General features: G+C 58.7%; 13 protein-coding genes. 8 read left to right on the plus strand and 5 right to left on the minus strand.

Annotation, left to right across the window (positions count from 1 at the left end; all coding sequences use genetic code 11):
- Positions 1–242: 242 nt before the first annotated feature.
- From MW290_RS28060 to MW290_RS28075, 4 genes are all read left to right on the plus strand, one after another.
- Positions 243–1,676 carry a site-specific integrase gene (locus MW290_RS28060; protein WP_250197649.1) on the plus strand — a complete coding sequence of 478 codons (1,434 nt, stop codon included), beginning with the start codon at positions 243–245 and terminating at the stop codon, positions 1,674–1,676.
- 113 nt (positions 1,677–1,789) lie between these two features.
- A complete protein-coding gene (locus MW290_RS28065; protein WP_250197650.1) occupies positions 1,790–2,155 on the plus strand; it encodes a hypothetical protein in 366 nt (121 codons plus the stop codon).
- A 210-nt stretch (positions 2,156–2,365) separates the two neighbouring features.
- Positions 2,366–4,720, plus strand: coding sequence for an ATP-binding protein (locus tag MW290_RS28070; protein WP_250197651.1), 2,355 nt, complete (start codon positions 2,366–2,368; stop codon positions 4,718–4,720).
- Entirely contained in the window at positions 4,717–5,640 is a 924-nt protein-coding gene (locus MW290_RS28075; RefSeq protein WP_250197652.1) for a hypothetical protein, read from the plus strand. Before MW290_RS28070 ends, MW290_RS28075 begins: the two co-directional genes overlap by 4 nt.
- Here MW290_RS28075 and MW290_RS28080 read toward each other — a convergent pair.
- The 3 genes from MW290_RS28080 to MW290_RS28090 all read right to left on the minus strand — a co-directional run bounded on the left by MW290_RS28080 (position 5,590) and on the right by MW290_RS28090 (position 8,738).
- Positions 5,590–6,915 (minus strand): DNA cytosine methyltransferase, encoded by a 1,326-nt coding sequence (locus MW290_RS28080; RefSeq protein ID WP_250197653.1) that lies wholly within the window; start codon positions 6,913–6,915, stop codon positions 5,590–5,592. The genes MW290_RS28075 and MW290_RS28080 overlap by 51 nt on opposite strands.
- 127 nt (positions 6,916–7,042) lie before the next feature.
- Complete coding sequence (locus MW290_RS28085; protein ID WP_250197654.1) at positions 7,043–7,258, minus strand: hypothetical protein; 216 nt, start codon at positions 7,256–7,258, stop codon at positions 7,043–7,045.
- Between the two features lie 334 nt (positions 7,259–7,592).
- Positions 7,593–8,738: a hypothetical protein gene (locus MW290_RS28090; RefSeq protein WP_250197655.1), complete on the minus strand. Its 1,146-nt coding sequence runs from the start codon at positions 8,736–8,738 to the stop codon at positions 7,593–7,595.
- A gap of 684 nt (positions 8,739–9,422) precedes the next feature.
- On the opposite strand from MW290_RS28090, the gene MW290_RS28095 reads away from it, so the two are divergent.
- The 3 genes from MW290_RS28095 (at position 9,423) to MW290_RS28105 (ending at position 13,370) form a co-directional block, all read left to right on the plus strand.
- The gene (locus MW290_RS28095) at positions 9,423–11,075 is read left to right on the plus strand and encodes an ATP-dependent nuclease (RefSeq protein ID WP_250197656.1); all 1,653 of its coding nucleotides are present in this window, start codon (positions 9,423–9,425) and stop codon (positions 11,073–11,075) included.
- Positions 11,068–12,462, plus strand: a complete 1,395-nt coding sequence (locus MW290_RS28100; RefSeq protein ID WP_250197657.1) for a UvrD-helicase domain-containing protein — start codon at positions 11,068–11,070, stop codon at positions 12,460–12,462. The genes MW290_RS28095 and MW290_RS28100 overlap by 8 nt, the downstream gene beginning before the upstream one ends.
- A gap of 242 nt (positions 12,463–12,704) precedes the next feature.
- Positions 12,705–13,370: a hypothetical protein gene (locus MW290_RS28105; protein WP_250197658.1), complete on the plus strand. Its 666-nt coding sequence runs from the start codon at positions 12,705–12,707 to the stop codon at positions 13,368–13,370.
- Here the strand turns inward: MW290_RS28105 and MW290_RS28110 are convergent.
- Positions 13,367–14,308 carry an Abi family protein gene (locus tag MW290_RS28110; RefSeq protein WP_250197659.1) on the minus strand — a complete coding sequence of 314 codons (942 nt, stop codon included), beginning with the start codon at positions 14,306–14,308 and terminating at the stop codon, positions 13,367–13,369. The genes MW290_RS28105 and MW290_RS28110 overlap by 4 nt on opposite strands.
- 593 nt (positions 14,309–14,901) lie before the next feature.
- Positions 14,902–15,144 (minus strand): helix-turn-helix domain-containing protein, encoded by a 243-nt coding sequence (locus MW290_RS28115; protein WP_250197660.1) that lies wholly within the window; start codon positions 15,142–15,144, stop codon positions 14,902–14,904.
- A 142-nt stretch (positions 15,145–15,286) separates the two neighbouring features.
- On the opposite strand from MW290_RS28115, the gene MW290_RS28120 reads away from it, so the two are divergent.
- Positions 15,287–15,625, plus strand: a complete 339-nt coding sequence (locus MW290_RS28120) for a hypothetical protein (protein WP_250197661.1) — start codon at positions 15,287–15,289, stop codon at positions 15,623–15,625.
- The last annotated feature ends 347 nt before the right edge of the window (positions 15,626–15,972 follow it).

The following is a 15,972-nucleotide window of genomic DNA, read 5'->3' on the forward strand; positions in this document are numbered from 1 at the left end:
AAGCACCAGCCGATGGGGTTACACTTCGGGGTGACGCTTTTGACAACCCTGGCCGAGAGTCGAGGTCGTCGTAAGTCTTTGATTTGCTTCGAAAGAAGCCGAGAATTTTGAGATGTTGGTGGTGGCTCCCTGAAGCGCCACCAAACCTCGTAAGCCCCTGATTTTTCGAAAGAAAAGCCAGGGGCTTCGTTCTTCTGGTGAGCCGAGCAGTGAGCCAACCCGCCCTTCCAGGGCGCATCGGCATGCTCCCCAACCTCTACAAGAACCGGCACGGCACCTACTACCTGAGGGTGACGATTCACGGGCGCGAGATCAAGCGCTCGCTGCGCACGAAAGAGCCCGCCCGGGCTAAGCTGGCGGCCATCGCTTTCGCGTGGGCCACCATGACAAACGCACAGAAGCCAACTGCCGCGCAGGGGCTTCCTCTGGATCTGGATCCCGCCGCGCTGCGCGAGCTCGAGGTCATCCTGCCCAGCGGCGCGAAGATCGCCGACATTCGCACTGACGAGGATGCGCGGCGCGCCGTCCTGATGATGCGGGCGCTTGAAGCTGGAGCTCCTGTTGGCGCTGCAGTGGACGCCATGGAGGCGCCATCCCCGGCCCTCACCGAGGCGCGCCTCGAAGCGTTGATCAGCGCCCAGACAGCCCGCGCGCGGCCGGCCGCGAGCCTTGGCAAGACCAAACCCTTCTCCGAGGCGTGCGCCATGTACCTCGAAGAGAAGAAGCTCGGGGGCAACTCGCCCAAGACGATCGATGACAAGCGCAACGCCTATGCCGCCTTCCAGGGCATGCACGGCGACTTGGACATGGGCGCTTATACCGACGCCATGGCCCTAGGCTGGAAGCAACGCTTGATCGCGCAGGGGCTGTCGCCAGTTCGCGTCAACACCAAGATCAGCCAGTTCAAGGACCTCTTCGACTGGGCGCAAAACAACAAGCTGAGGCTCAACGGCAACCCGTTCGACCGCATGCGGGTGGTTGGCAAGAAAGTGCGGACCCAAAAGACGGAGAGCTATGAGCCGTTCACGCAGGCGGAGCTTGACTTGATCTTCGAGCCCAAGGGCTACGCGGCCTACATGAACAAGCCCGACTACAAGTGGCTGCCCCTGCTCGCCCTCTACACCGGCGCTCGCATCGAAGAGCTCGCATCGCTGGAGGTTGGCCATGTGAAGCAGGCGGGCGATGTGTGGCTGCTGGACATCCGCAAGGGCAAGAACTCGAACTCGATCCGCAAGGTGCCACTGCACTCTGTTGTCGAGCGATCTGGCTTCCTGGCTTATGTCGAGGCGACCGCCAACGCGGGGCGCAAGGACGCCGAAGGTCGCATGCTTTTGTTCCCGCACTTGAAACCAGGCAAGAACGGCTATTCCAAGAACTGCGGCCGCAGGTTTGCCCAGTGGCTTGACAAGGTTGGCATCACTGACGAGCGCAAGGTGTTCCACAGCTTCCGAGCCACCTTCATCACACGAATGAGCGAACTCAACACCCACCCAGCCATGCTCATGGCCTTGGTCGGCCACTATGAGCAAGCACAGGTTGACCTGAGCGCGCCGCACTACAAAAACTATCAAGGGGCGAAGCTGGCGTCCGCTTTGAAGGAAACGATGGAACGCTTTGATGTGCGCGTTCCAAGCGAATGCCAAGCGACACCGCGCATGTTTCGAGGTGCGGCATGAGAGCGAGCACTCGCGTCGCATTGTGGACGGGCGCTGCCGCCGCGATCGTGTCTAGCTTAGTCAGCGTGTCGGCAAACGTCGCGGAACTATATTGCGGAGCAGAGCAGCGACGGTTGGACGCGGCAGACTACTACTTTCGCCGCATGCAAGAGGCTCTTGGCCGGATGGAGAATGCGACGCGCCAAGCGCCTGTGGTATCTGCGGAGGTTGTGAGAGCTGTTGGAGACATTACCGTCACAGCAAGCAGCATGCAGAGCACGGCAACGCCAGAAATTTTTGCGCTGGCGGAAACCCTGATGCGGGCTTCCCAAAACTCCGGGGATGCCGCGATAAAAAATAAGCGGGAACCAGCTGAAATGGAAGCCTTTGAGCAAGCGCGGAAAGCATACCGACTCAACGCCGCGGGGCAAATAAGGGACCTTTCTGTGAGGAGTCCTTGCTTCATTGCAGCGGACATTTCAAAGACCGCAGAAAAGTAGCTTATAAACCTGTTGGCCCGCAGAATCCCAGCAAGCTTTCGGCCGCGCAAAGTTGACCCTGCCGATGGCAAGGTTTATTTATTGGAGCGCTTCGCGCGAGGGCTACCGCCCTAGTGCCAGCGCTTGTTTCCCAAGAGACTAGTCCTCATAAAGAACCCCATGCGGTGAGAGAGCTCTGCGTCTCTAACCGCGCAGCGTGTGGAGCCCCCATTGGCGGAAGAATCCGAACTGCACTTCGACGTTAGCACCGGACTAAAGCGTGTCCTCGGACGGGAACTCATTACTGACGATGAGGTCGCGATTTTTGAATTGGTCAAAAACTCTTTTGATGCCAACGCAAACACAGTGCGCTTGCATTTCGAGGAGGATCAGATCGTCATCGCGGACAACGGTGACGGCATGTCATACGAAGACCTCACGGGAAAATGGCTGTTCGTCGCTTACTCCGCAAAGCGTAGCGGGCGGCCCGATGGCGATTTTCGAAACGTCGCGGCAGACCGTCGCCACTACGCAGGAAGCAAAGGGATCGGGCGATTTTCCTCAGATCGACTTGGAGCAAGCGTGCTTGTGCAGAGCAGGAAAAAGGGCCAATCAAAGCTTGTGCAATGCCTTCTCGTTGATTGGGACCTCTTTGAAAATGACGCGAAGGAGCATTTCGACCGAATTCCCGTGACTCACGCTGAACAGGAAAAGTTCGACCTCCCCAAGGATTTGCGGAATTTCGAGCCAGAGTTGAGTCACGGGACGGTGATAACTATCCGCCAACTCAGACGGCCATGGCCAAGACCTAGACTGTTAGATCTTAAGGCTTCCCTCGCTAAGCTCATTAACCCGTTTGGACAAGAGATCGATGGTTTCGGCATTCATCTCAGCGTGCCGGCGGAGCGAGCGGAGGACAAGCGTGTTTCATTGATGGCGCTGAAGAAGAAGGAAAAGCCGCTACCACGAGAAATTGTGAACGGGCAAATTGGCAACTTCATTTTCTCCACGCTCAAAGACAAGACAACCTTTATCAGGGTTGTGATTGAAGAGGGCCAAGTTGTCACGACGCTCACCGATCGTGGCGAGCTAATATACAAAATCGCAGAGCCAAATCCATATCCGTCTCTCGTAGACGCGGGCTTTAGCTGCGAAATATATTACTTGAATTTATCTGCGAAAACGACTTTCGCTAGACGGGTGGGTTTGCCCTCAATCCAATTCGGTTCCGTGTTCCTATTTCGGAATGGATTCAGGGTTTTTCCGATCGGAGAAGAAAGCAACGACTGGTTCGGATTCAATCGTCGCAAACAGCAGGGTTTCTCCCGATTTCTCGGATCGCGCGAGATAATTGGCCGAGTTGACGTATCTGGATCCGACGAAGACTTCCAGGAGGCGTCCAGCCGAAATCAAGGGCTGATCGATACCCCGGCAGTCGCACAACTTCGTCGCGCCGTGATGGAACACTGCCTGAAGCGCCTGGAACGCTATGTGGTGCCGGTTTCATGGACTGATGCGGCTGACGGCAAGACTGACGACTTGTCAAGGTTGTTAACAGATCCCGGCCGAGCCCGAGTCAGCGCGGCTGTGGCAAATCTGGTCGACAACGACAAGGTTCAACTTATTGCTTATAGCAGAAAACTTGTCGATCTAATAAACGAACGATCAAGCGATTTTGAATCCTCATTGGTGAGCCTGCGCGCGATCGCCGAGAAAACCGGCGACAAGAAGATGCTGGCGCGCTTAGAGTCGGCAGAACGGCGCTTTGATGACCTGAAAAAGTCAGAGGCAGACGCTCGACGCGTTGCCAACAAAGCACTAGCAGCAGCAGAGGCCGCCAGCATTCGCGCTGCGACAGCGGAAGCCGAGATTGAAACCGAGCGTCGCAGGGCGCACTTTCTGGAATCGTTCATAAATGTCGATTCGGCGACGATTCTCAATCTGCACCATCAAGTAACGATCTATGCGGTAGATATCGCTCAGCAGATCGAGAATTTTTTGACGGAGACCGCAGGAAAAAACTCTGTGCCGCGCGAGACGGTGCTCAGAACGCTTGAGCAGATGGCGTTTCTAAATCGCAAAGTCATGTCGGTGACAAAATTCGCTGCCAAAGCGACTTTTAAGTTGGACAGCGAGAAGATTGACACCGACTTGCCCGGCTTCATCTTCGATTACATTGAACAAATAGCAAAAACGACTGGGAGCGCCCGACTGCAAATCTCGGTTGAAAACTTGCACCCAGGGATGAGGCTTCGCTTCAACCCTATTGACGCTTCAATAATCGTTGACAATCTGGTGAGCAACGCACGCAAGGCACGAGCTTCGCGGATAAGCTTTGTGCTCTCGAAGCAAGACCGAGGCGGCCTCATTATCCGGGTGGAGGACAATGGGAGGGGACTTGCACCCGGCACAAATCGAGCCAGAATCTTCGAGATGGGATATACGAGCACACAGGGCTCTGGACTCGGCCTATATCATGTGCGGCAAGCCCTTGGCGAAATGGGCGGCAGCATTGAGCTTGATGACCAGGTATCTCCCGGGCTCGGGTTCATAATTACGATCACGGCCAGGAGTAAGTCAGCGTGAGACTAGATTTCAATGTCCTCTGGATTGAAGATCAGCCGGATCGCGTGGCAGCTCAAAGCAAGAAGATTGCCAGTGAAATGGCAAATGAGGGATTTGAATTTCGCCCTCGCGCTTGCAAAAGCATCGATGATGTAGAGAAGGTGATCGCTGACAACGTGTTCACCGACGAGGTTGATCTGATCTTGGTCGATTGGGACCTCGGCAATAACATGCACGGGGAGGATGCCATCGAAAAGATCAGAAGAATAATCCAGTATAAAGACGTCGTTTTCTATTCGGGGCAGTTGAGCGCCTCGCAACTGCGGCAGAAAGTCTATGAGCGCCAATTGGAGGGCGTATATTGCGTCGGCAGAGAAGATTTAATCGAGGAGGTAATTGGAGTCTTCGAGTCCCTCATCAAGAAAGTGCTCGACATCGATCACACACGCGGCATCGTAATGGGAGCCACAAGCGATATCGATCACATTATCAACACCTGCCTGCAGCTTGCGCATGGGAAGATGTCTGACCAAGGCAAGGCGACATTCGTCTCGCACGCGGTTAGGCGCATCGAGGACAAAGTCAAAGATGTGGTTGCAAAAGCAGAAGCGCTCAGAGGAACGCCGACAGTCGACGCGCTGCTCGAGGCCCACATGGTGTTTACTTCCGACGACCGGCTTCGCCTTCTGATAAACACCCTCAAAATGCGCGAATTTGCCAATCACGCTGCGGCAGTCGAAACCCTGAAGCTTTACCGACAAGGAGTCCAGGGAAAGCGCAATATCTTGGGGCATGCCGTTCTTGAGCCGAAGGGCAAACCCACCGGCGTGGCTAATGCTGCGGGCAATGTGGTCGGCTTGGAAGAGATGCGCGAACTGCGCAAGCAGATTCTAGGCCTGAGGGCTGAGTTCCGGGCATTGCTCGACGCGATTCAGAATTGAACTATTCGATCCCTCGGCCGCCATGAGCTGCGGGTTTAGCAGTTCAGCAAGCGTTTCTCCGATTGCGCGCGCGACTAACGGGGGGACCGCATTTGCAACTTGCGTAAACCGCGGCACCTCCTTTTTTCTCAGATTACCCCCGGTCGTGTATTTCCCTTGGAAGGAGTACCAATCCGGAAACGATTGCAATCTAGCGTTCTCGCGCACTGTCAGCGTTCGCGGTTCAGCGTAATGCAGCAGATCGTCGGGCATACTAGTGATAGTTGGGGACGGCCTGTCAGGGTCTAGAACTCGCAGAGCCAACTTCTTCAAGCCATATTGCGCTCGCGTTTCCGCGCTTATGCTTCGATTGAGCCTTCCCTCAGCCTGGCATATCTGGATGATTTGAGAAAAGCGCTCTCTTATCTCTGGCGCGTGTCTAGCCAGCCGCAAATCAGTAGGGGAAACAGTGCCAGCATTCATCACCCTCTGATAATGCGTGAGCGGGCCGGCGTAAGCGATCTCTTCGAAGCCCTTGCTATCCACAGAAGGACGGGCACCGCATCGTCCAACCTCTAAGTCGGAGATCGCCGCTGACGCTGATACTGGCGCCGTCAATCTCAGGGATCTTAGGAAGCTGGGCAAGCGTTGGACAAGCCGTGCAAACGGATCAGGGATTTGTAGATCAGAGCGAAACGCAAGGACAAAGTATCGTGTTCGAGCCTGTGGAACGCCGAAAATGGACAGGTTCAGCAATTTTTCGTGCACGGTGTAAGCGCCCGAAAGGCGCGCTTTCAACATCTGCGAAAAATTCTTCACTTCATCCTTAGCGTCAAAGTCCAGCGTAAAGCCTCGCACGTTTTCAATCAAAACCACTTTTGGTTGGATCAGCTCCACCAGACTGAGATACGACGCAAAAAGCTGGTTGCGCGGATCGTCATGTTTGCGACGACCGGCGCTAGAGAAACCCTGACAGGGCGGCCCGCCCACCAATCCATCAATGGTCCCGGCGAGCGCAGCAAGTTCGCCAGCGTGAGCGTCAATGAGCTCTTGAACCCCCAACGGTTCCTTGCGCAACCAGATTGGCCACGAGTAGCGGAACGGGTTTTTTGGCGAGAGCAAATTCGCCTTCAGCGTAGAGAAGGCGAATGCATCCCTCTCGACAGCGAAGCGACCATCCCAACCCGCCTGCATCAAGCCTAGCGAAAGTCCGCCGCAGCCCGCAAAAGCGTCCACGAACGAAAGTGAGGGTTGTTTAGGCGTGTCATATTTAACAATTTCATCGGTCGCTTGCATCTTGCGGACGATTATGAGCGTACTCGCAGCGAAGCGCCAGGTCGGCGCTCCGAGCGCTAGGACCGCGTCAGACCTCAACTTGCAGACGTCTCAAACAAGCTCGTCTGGCGGCGCCGCGAGCGAGCAGCTAGTGGACTTCCACGGCGATCACGTCAAGTGCGCACATGCGTTGCGTTCTGACCAACAAACCATCGCCTAACAGAACGCTGCATGGCCCTTCCGTGCACTGCCCGCGCAACAGTTGCGCGACGGTGGTCTGAAGCTGGTCGGCAAGTTTGCACAGGATGCGCAAGCTCTGGTTGCCCACGCCTCGGTCAAGTTGCGACACGAAGGTGCGGTCCACACACCTGCTTAGATGGCGAGCGCTTCCTGCAAGAGCCCCAGCTCCGCGCGGCGCCGCTTGAGCTCGGCCGAAAGCGTTTGCCGGGTCCGAAAAACGGAAGGCGATAGGTGCCATTTGAGGAGGCAGCTTCTTGCTGCCGGACCTGCCTGGCAAGCGCCATCTCCAAGATTCGGCTCGCCACGAAGTCAGGGGCATTCACTACCAGCTGGTCCACTTCCTCGCGAGTGAGCGTTCGCAGGCTGTCGAATGACGTCGGATCCACCAACTGACGAGCGTCCGGATCAATCATGGCTCGGGCAGGAGATGCATAGGGCCATCTTATCCGCCCCTGCGCTTATCGTTTTCTCGTGGGAGGCTCGGGCATCGTCAGGCCTTTGTCAGTCCCAGGCGGCGTCAAATCAGGTGTGAAGTTCTCTATCCCCGGGAATCGTCCAGGTTGGCTTCTCTGGTTCAACCACTTCCATCTGTCTCCATTGGCCTCAGTCCGGACTGCGGAGTCCACCATTGAAGCGCAACTCTCCCTGAGCTTGGAGACAGACGGATCCGATAAGCCACTTGCCCTGCTTCCAGTGAGAAGCTGGAAGCAGAGAGTGGGCAGATCGTCTTGTTCAAGCACCATGGCTGTCAGCTCACTGATCTTGGTTGCGATCAGGTCGCTCCGCGTGGCCTGCCCTTCCACAACGCCAGCGCTGATGACCTGCACAGTTGCGCTACCGGAAGCGAGGATCCCCTTGGCCGTCTTCAATCCTTCCAGCAGCGCCGCTTTCACCTCGTCCACTTCGGCAATCGCTGCCTTCTTCTCCTGCGCCGCCTTGGTCGCCGCGGCAACCTTTTGCTTTTTCGTCGTGTCAGTGTCAGGCAGCGCCTGAGCGCTCGCGAGCTCTGCCTCGAGCTGCGCGCTCTCTTCCACAAGCTTGGCGCGCGATTGGTTTAGCTGCGCCAGGTCTCCCTGAATCGCAGTTGCCGAGCCAGATGCCGAAGCCAAGCCTTGGCTCGCCTGAGCTATGGCTGGCACCTGCGCGACGCGGGTGAGCTGCTCGATGGTCAACAAGGCGACCATGTTGCGTTGGTAGCGGCGCGATAGCCATGCATAGTCAGCGGAGGTCAGCGCGCCTGACATATAGCCCTCGCAAAGGCGGTACATGCCATCGCGCAGCAGTTGGATTGTCTGAGTGCGCAGCCCCACGAAGGAAGCCGCCTCCTGCTGGGAGAGGGCAAGCGTCGCAGCGACAGCCTCCTTGTATTTCGCATCCAGCGCAAGTTCAGAGGCGAACGAGGACATTGCGTCGGGGCTGGGTTCGGCGCAAAGGATCATTTGACCCGCCGGGCCAGCGCCTCCAAGAATCGCGCGCTGCTTGATATCGACTAATGCGCTCTTCGGTTTCCCCTCCTGCGGAGAAAACTCTTTCAAGGAGTATGAGGTGCCGCAGCCGCTCAGAACCGACAGCGCCAAAATCAAACATGGTGTCGCATTGCGCATTTTTGTCCTCTAGGCCTCGCGCAGCAGTTATTTGATAGCTCGCTTGTACGCGAGTGTTATGCAGGGCTTCCCTCCAAACTGGCTCAACGCGGCAGAAACGATCTCATAGCCCTGCGCTCCTGCAGCCAAGACTTGCCTCTGCGCTGCCGACTGAAACTGGTACAGCTGCGTTTGCGGCTCTGCGCAATAGATGACGAGGTGTTGCTCCCACCGTTCTGGCGCCGGCGCGGAGGGGCTCACGTTCTGCGGCGGAGGCGCCAATACCGGGGCCGCGTTGGTCTGGGGCGGCGCAGCTTGGGCGGCTGGCTGCGCCGCTATGGGCGCAACTGCGAAAAATAGCGTCATCGCTGCAGCTACATTCAAGCGAATCAACAAAGCTTTCTCCCCACACGAGCGTTTTCGGAGACTAGGGCGAGGCAAGCTGAAGCCGCATCATCAATGTTGTGGATGTTGGCGCGCACCGTAGCGGCAGACGTCTACGCCCTGCGCCATGCTTGCCCCGGAGGCGCTGCGCCTCGCGGGTGATCGACAGCGCTTGCGCTTGCGTCGCGTCGTCAGGGCTGCCGACAATCCGACTGGGTCGGCGCGACTGTCGGCCATCAAGGTGGTTGAATGCAGCTTCGGCGCCTACGCGTTGAGAACTTCAGAGGAATATCCTCACTCGAGTGGGACGCAGGAGCGCCCTTGTGCTGCCTTATCGGACCGGGCGATTCAGGGAAGTCTTCGGCGCTCGATGCCATCGAAGCGGCCCTCTCTTCGCGCTGGATCGCCTTCACGGAGACAGACTTCTTCTGCTGCGACACCTCGCAGCAGATCCTCATCGAGGCCACCGTTGGGGAGCTCAGCAAGCAGTTGCTTTCCGACGAGCGCTTTGGCCTGCATCTAAGAGGGTGGACTCGCCAGGGCGATCTTCGGGACGAGCCGGAGGGAAATGACGAGGGCGTGCTCACAGTGCGCCTGAGCGTTGACGCCACGCTGGAGCCGGTCTGGGAGCTGGTGAACGAGCGCGCGAGCTCGCAGCGCATCCTCTCCAATCGAGATCGGGCGCTGTTCGGCCTCGTCCGCTTGTCGGGTGAGGACGCGCGCCACCTCACATGGGGGCAAGGTTCCGTGCTCTCACGCCTCACAGGCGACATAGACCAAGCTGCGAACAACCTGGCGGAAGCTTATCGGGCGGCCAAGGCCAGCGCCAACCTTTCAGCAGTGCCGGAGCTCGCTGGCGCCGCCTTGGTTGCACAGAAGCAGGCGACAGCGCTTGGCGCTTACGCAAAAGGCGCTTACCACCCTGGCCTCGAGCTTGGAAGGGGCGGGTTTTCCACAGCGTCGATCGCGCTCCACGACGCGGGGGTGCCCTTGCGCCTTGCTGGCCTGGGCACCAGGCGGCTCGCGACCCTCGCAATCCAGCGCGGCGCGATCAAGGAAGGCGCGCTCGTGCTTATTGACGAAATCGAGCACGGCCTTGAGCCGCATCGCGTGATGGGCGCCATCGCGCAGCTCAAGAGAGCTCAGCAAGCTTCTGTCGCCGCTGGCTCGCCAGTTGGCCAAGTGGTCATGAGCACCCATAGCGATGTGGCGCTCACGGAGGCGGAGGCGGCAAGCATCTTCATCGCTCGGCGCGATCGCGGGTCCGGCGCCACGACGATCGGCGCGCTGGCGCGCGAAGCAGACTTTGGCAAGCTGCTCAAAAAGACCCCGCGGGCCCTTTTCGCCCGCAAAATCCTCTTGTGCGAGGGGGCTACCGAGGTCGGCATCCTGCTCGGGATGAAGGATCTCCCCCCGTGGCTCGAGGCGCGAGCGCCGCTAGAGCATTTGGGTGTTGCGATAGCAGATGGAGACGGCACGCAGGCGCCTGCCCTCGCCTGCGCCCTTGCTCGGCTTGGCTACGCGGTTGCAATCTTCCGCGACTCGGACCGGCGGATGACGGAGGAGCAGCGCGCCAACTGCCTAGGCGCAGCCGTCCCCGTCATCGAGTACCCCAACCAGCTCAACACTGAGACCGCGGCGCTCTTGCCGGCAAGCGATGCCCAGGTGGATCGCTTCATCAGGTTTGCCAAGGAGCGCAAAGGCCAAGACTCTGTGAACGCCGCGCTGGCTCACCGGTTCGGCGAGAAAGACTTCGCTTTCGATCGCCCGTTTGCCGATTGGGATGCAGACCTCGTGCTGACCAAAGACGAGCAGAAGGCCGCCATTGCCGATGCGGCGGTGAGGAAGGACTGGATCAAAGAGCTCCAAGTCGGCCGCGAAATTGCGCCCCTCTTGTTGGACATCGCAGTCCACTCCCCCGCTAGCCCGCTCTCCACGACTCTTGCAGCGGTCAGGGGATGGCTTTATGCCTGAGGCCGATCTTTCCGCGCTTGCCCGAGGCGCAGTGGTCGCCCCGGCCGGCCATGGAAAGACGGAGGTGATTGCTAGAACGGCCAAGGCGGGGCAACGAGCGCTTGTGCTGACCCACACGCACGCAGGCGTGCACGCTCTCAGAACCCGCATGAAGCGCTTGGGGGTGCCTGCCTCAGCCTGCGCGGTGGACACGATCGCTGGATGGAGCCTCAAATACGCCAGGGCCTTCCCTCGATCTGGCAATCCACCCGCTGGGCTTCCGCGGACGACTGAGGAGTGGCGGCAGACTTACCGCGGAGGAGCAGCCGCGCTGCAGGTGCCAGCAGTGCGCAAGGTGTTGCTCGCCTCTTACGACCGCGTTCTCATCGATGAGTACCAGGACTGCGACGCGCATCAACACGCGCTTGCCCAAGCGCTTGCCGCAAACCTGCCGACTCTGGTGTTTGGGGACCCGATGCAAGGAATTTTCGAATGGGCCGGAGCCAACCTCAGCTGGCCAGCAGAGATACTGCCCTCCTTCCCCCTCGCCCATGAACTCTCCACGCCTCACCGATGGGCCGGCAAGAACGAGGAACTTGGCGCCTGGGTCGCCCACGCGCGCGAGCGCCTTGCGAGGGGCGAAGAGATTGATCTGGCCAATGCCCCGATCAGATACATCCAGGCCAGCAGCGAATTCGAGATGAGCCTCTACTTTGATGGGCTGCATGAGCGCGAAGGATCCGTCGCTGCGATCCATTGCAACCGAGGCATGTGCAATCGAATCGCCGCAGCAACCAAGGGGGCCTTCCAGGCGCTTGAAGAAATCGCGGCGCAGCGGTTGCAAGACTTCGGATTTCAATGGACCAGCGCAAGTTCTCCCGAGGCGGTCGAGCAGGCGCTCGGAGCGCTGGCGCGAGACGCGGCGCATTATGCTGCGCCTCCCGCTGATGAGCTCTTGACGCGAGAAGAACAAGCTCTCAACGCCCAGATGAGCGAGGCTTTCCAGAAGGCCAAATCCGCCAAGAGCGAAGCCGCTGCGAAGGTTTACCTCGAGCTTTTCCGCAAGCATCCACGATCGAGGATTTTCCGTCGCGAGCTCTGGCGGGATGCAGAGCGAGCTCTGGGAGAGGTTGCCGCCGGGAGAGCCACTGGAATGGAGGCTGCCATCCACTCGGCGCGCCAGCGTGTGAGCCACGCTGGGCGGCCTCCCCAAGCGCGCACAGTCTCCACGCCGCTGCTGCTTAAAGGCCTAGAGTTCGATCACGTACTGATCCCTAACGCCGCGCACTTTCTTGCGCAACCGCAGGCTCATGCCAAGCTGTTTTATGTCGCCATATCCCGGGCCACGCGAACTCTGACAATCAGCTCGCCAACCCCTCGGCTTCGCTTGCCGACCCCCAATCTCTAACCAGCCATCCTGCCGTTCAAAGCGGCCGGGTTGACGCCCTTTAGCCACCACTATCATGATTACGCTAGCATGAGCCAAATCAGCTGCATGGATTTATGCAAGAATGAGGCGGCCGGTCTTAAAGACGAGGAGCTGCGACGCCGAATTATAGACGGCGGATGCATTGACTTGTCTGAAAGAGTGATTCGAGAGCAAATTCTACGAAAAGGCTTGATACAGATCTGGGTGCGAATGCAAGTGTCGTGAAGTCGATCGTGCGGAGGCTGAATCCGCAACCGGGCGCGAGCGGCTGGAACCCGAGCCAAAACCAGCCGGCTCCGGCCTTTGACAAACCTCACAAAACTGAGAATATAGTCGCTTTGGAGATGGCAATGCAGGCGGCGCACTCAACCGAAGACGAATCTTTCTCGCCTTTCCCTGTGCCGCGAAACTTCGCATACTTGCTCGCTACCGCATTAAGGCGTGGCGGGCACGAGAAATGCCTCGATGCGGTTTTAATCGAAATTCTTTTTGAGCCGATTAGGTCATTCATAGAGTGGCAGCTTGCCGAGGGCGAGCTCGCCTCAAACTCCTGCGCCGCTCTGTCAGACTTGCTCGGCGGGGCGCCCACTCTCTTCAATCGCAGAACAAATGCTCCCGCTTATTTCTTGGAGCCGTTGCGCCGCGCCACCAAGGATGCGCTGGAAGCATGCAGTTTGCCGGAGGGCGCCATGTGGGAGCTATGGAGAGGCAGCATTGTCCCCTTCCTGATCGCGCCCGCGATTGAAGCATTCACCGCGCTAGGGCAGCCCGGCAGGGGGTGGGGGTCCTCTCTCATAGCCAAAGTTGATCGTATTTACGCAGATTATCATTCCCGCCGCGGTGATGCTTCCACAGCGATTTGTCAAGCTTCACGCGAAAGCTTTTAAGTCGTAGGCTTAGGATCCGTCCACACCCTATCCGCGCTCCAATCTGTCGGGAATCCCATATTGGCCATGTCGCGCGAGAAGATCGGCACTGTCGAGAACATGCTTTGCATGAAGTTGCGGATGCCATCTTGTATGCCTTGAGCCGAACAGCAAACGCGCAGCATCAAAAGGTGGGAATACAGGCGATTTGGATGGCTTGGAGCAAACTCGTGCTTGCCCCTCAACCCGCCTGGATTTTGAAGGTTCCGGTTCCATAGCCGACTGTGGTGCGCGCAAAGGTTTCGGAGCTCCAACAGGCAGCTCAGGTTCGTGACCAGCGCTCCCCAGCTATTCAATCCGAACGCCTTTGCAGCGCGATCGAGCTTGTTGGAGCCCGGAGACTCGGCAAAATGCGCGCTTTTGTCATTCAAGCACCGGCACACCGTTAGCAGTTGCTCGAGCGTGAAGATTTCGGAAATTATCCAGAAGGGCGGCGAGAGCCGAAAATCATACGATCTTTTGGTGAAATAGCGGCTCCGGTAATGCAAGACAAATTCCTGCTTCCCTTGCCCAAACCGCTGTTGCGCCTTTTCCAGCGCTCTCTCCACGTTTTCAAATTTCTTGTAGGATTGTGGATTGATGTGCCAGAATGGGTCCCCGGTGATTCCGGTGATCACGTTGTCCACCGTCGCGCGAATCCGAACTTCTAGCTGAGCGATGACCGGCAGCAGGAAGTCCCGCAACTTTTGGTCCGCGCAGTATAGCTCGTGAATGTCAGCGAACGCCGTGTTCGGATGGAATGCGCCGGCCTGCTTATCGAAAAATGGTATGGCGTAGGCCTTGAAGCGAAAATAGTTCTCGCGGAAAATAATCGCTTCCGCCGCTTTCCTGTCTGGGATGCTCAGCCCCTCTGAGGCCAATTTCAGAACTAGATCGCGCGGCGCTCGATACGGTTTCAAGTATTCCCTGAGCTCGGGGCGCTCATTATTGAACCGCGCCCATCGGCGCTTATCAAGGTAAGCGAGAAAAAGCCCGCCCCACCGTGTACTGGCTGCGGCCTTATTGCACCGCGCGAGGGCCCTGTTGAGTCGTTTGCCTAACGCAGGTGGCATCTTGAACGCGGCGCACTCGCGCCCAGATCGAGAAATGGACAGACGTTAAAAAGCCCGCACAAACCGGCCCAAGAACATGCGCTCTTGTTGACTGACCGGCCCGTGCGGGCGTTGTTGCAGGCATCTTAACGCCTAAGCAGGCTCACAGTCAAGCGTGGGGGAAGCGAGGACTCAGGTGGATCGCCCACGGCGAACCTTCCGGAAATGCGTCCTTAGCAAGATGCAGTTCCTGCCACCTTCTCGCCGGTCCTCGGTCAGGCTCTACCGGCTTGCGGCATGCGAAGAGCGCCCGGCGACCCTCGTGGCGCCCCCTCGGCCCTTGTCGCTGCCCTGCCGGCGGCCTCTCCTGCCAGCCGCGCTGCCGCGCCATTTGCGAGGCGACAGCGCCCCGCCCGTTGCATTCTTGGCTCTCTGCTGCGCGAGCCGGTTGCCCAGCCGCCCTACCAGCCGTCTATCCCGTCAACCGAAAGCATGGCTGCCACCGGCACGCCAAGCCGATCTGCAAGCTGGCACAGGATGCGCAGGCTAGGGTTGCCAACACCACGCTCGATCTGCGACACGAAGGTGCGGTCTATACCAGCCTCCAGCGCTAGCACTTCTTGGGACACGCCCAGCTCCGCTCGCCGCTGCTTGATGCGGGCGGCAAGCGCTTGACGCGTCGATTGGTAAGAAGCCTCGGCCACGCAGCGACACTATTTACGCCGAGACCACTGGTCCACGGGAAATAATCGACAGAAGCGACTTGCCGCGCTAGCCTTGGCTCACGGCGTCGGCGAGCTCGCGAGCGCCGTTCCCGGCGCCAGTCGCCTTCAATGAAAGAACTCCATGACTCATGTGGATAGCGCCGAGCGCGAACGGCGCGAACGCAAACTTGGCTCCGTGGTGGGCGGATTGCTCCTTGCCTGCTTGCTCGGGACGCCTGTGCTCGGTTGGCTCGCCGCCCTTGTGGCAACCGCATGGATGTGCGGAAAAGCTTTCGTCAACTCGGCGAATCGGCTTGTCGATGTTTGCCTTTGCTTGTTCGGTCTGGCCGTCTATGTTGGGATCGCGGCTGCGACACTGGGCAACCTGGGCGATCACATGTTCCGCATGTGGTTTTGGTCAACAGTTTGGAGCCTCGCTTGGCTCTGGATCGCCGACGCGCGGTTCGGGCTGGACGCCTGACTCTCATGAGCCCCAGCAGGCCCCCCACGCCTGGATCTCAACCGATGAACGCGATCCTCTCAACAAGCTGTCGACGCCCCGCAGCTAGGCTGCGGAAACTCGGAGTGCTCGAAGGCGCGCCCAGCCTCAGTCGCGTTGCGGGCATGGCGCCCCGCGCCTGGCTGCTCGGCGGTTTGCCAGAGCAAATGACGCTGCGCCGCGGGGAACATGCAGCGCGGTCAGGCCGCACTCGTGTCTGACAGCACGACTGCTGCATCCACTTTACTTTGCGCTTACGCGTCGACGGGGAGTCGGGATAGGAACGCGTCGTTGGAACTTCAATCCAAGCTATGCCCGGAGAGAAGCGC

The organism is Aquincola tertiaricarbonis, assembly GCF_023573145.1.
In the GTDB taxonomy this organism is placed as follows: domain Bacteria; phylum Pseudomonadota; class Gammaproteobacteria; order Burkholderiales; family Burkholderiaceae_C; genus Aquincola; species Aquincola tertiaricarbonis_B.

Excerpts from the sequence above, each read along its gene's own strand:
- MW290_RS28080 (WP_250197653.1), bottom strand. The coding sequence starts at position 6,915 with ATGCAAGCGACCGATGAAATTGTTAAATATGACACGCCTAAACAACCC.
- MW290_RS28100 (WP_250197657.1), top strand. The coding sequence starts at position 11,068 with ATGCCTGAGGCCGATCTTTCCGCGCTTGCCCGAGGCGCAGTGGTCGCC.
- MW290_RS28120 (WP_250197661.1), top strand. The coding sequence starts at position 15,287 with ATGACTCATGTGGATAGCGCCGAGCGCGAACGGCGCGAACGCAAACTT.
- MW290_RS28060 (WP_250197649.1), top strand. The coding sequence starts at position 243 with ATGCTCCCCAACCTCTACAAGAACCGGCACGGCACCTACTACCTGAGG.
- MW290_RS28090 (WP_250197655.1), bottom strand. The coding sequence starts at position 8,738 with ATGCGCAATGCGACACCATGTTTGATTTTGGCGCTGTCGGTTCTGAGC.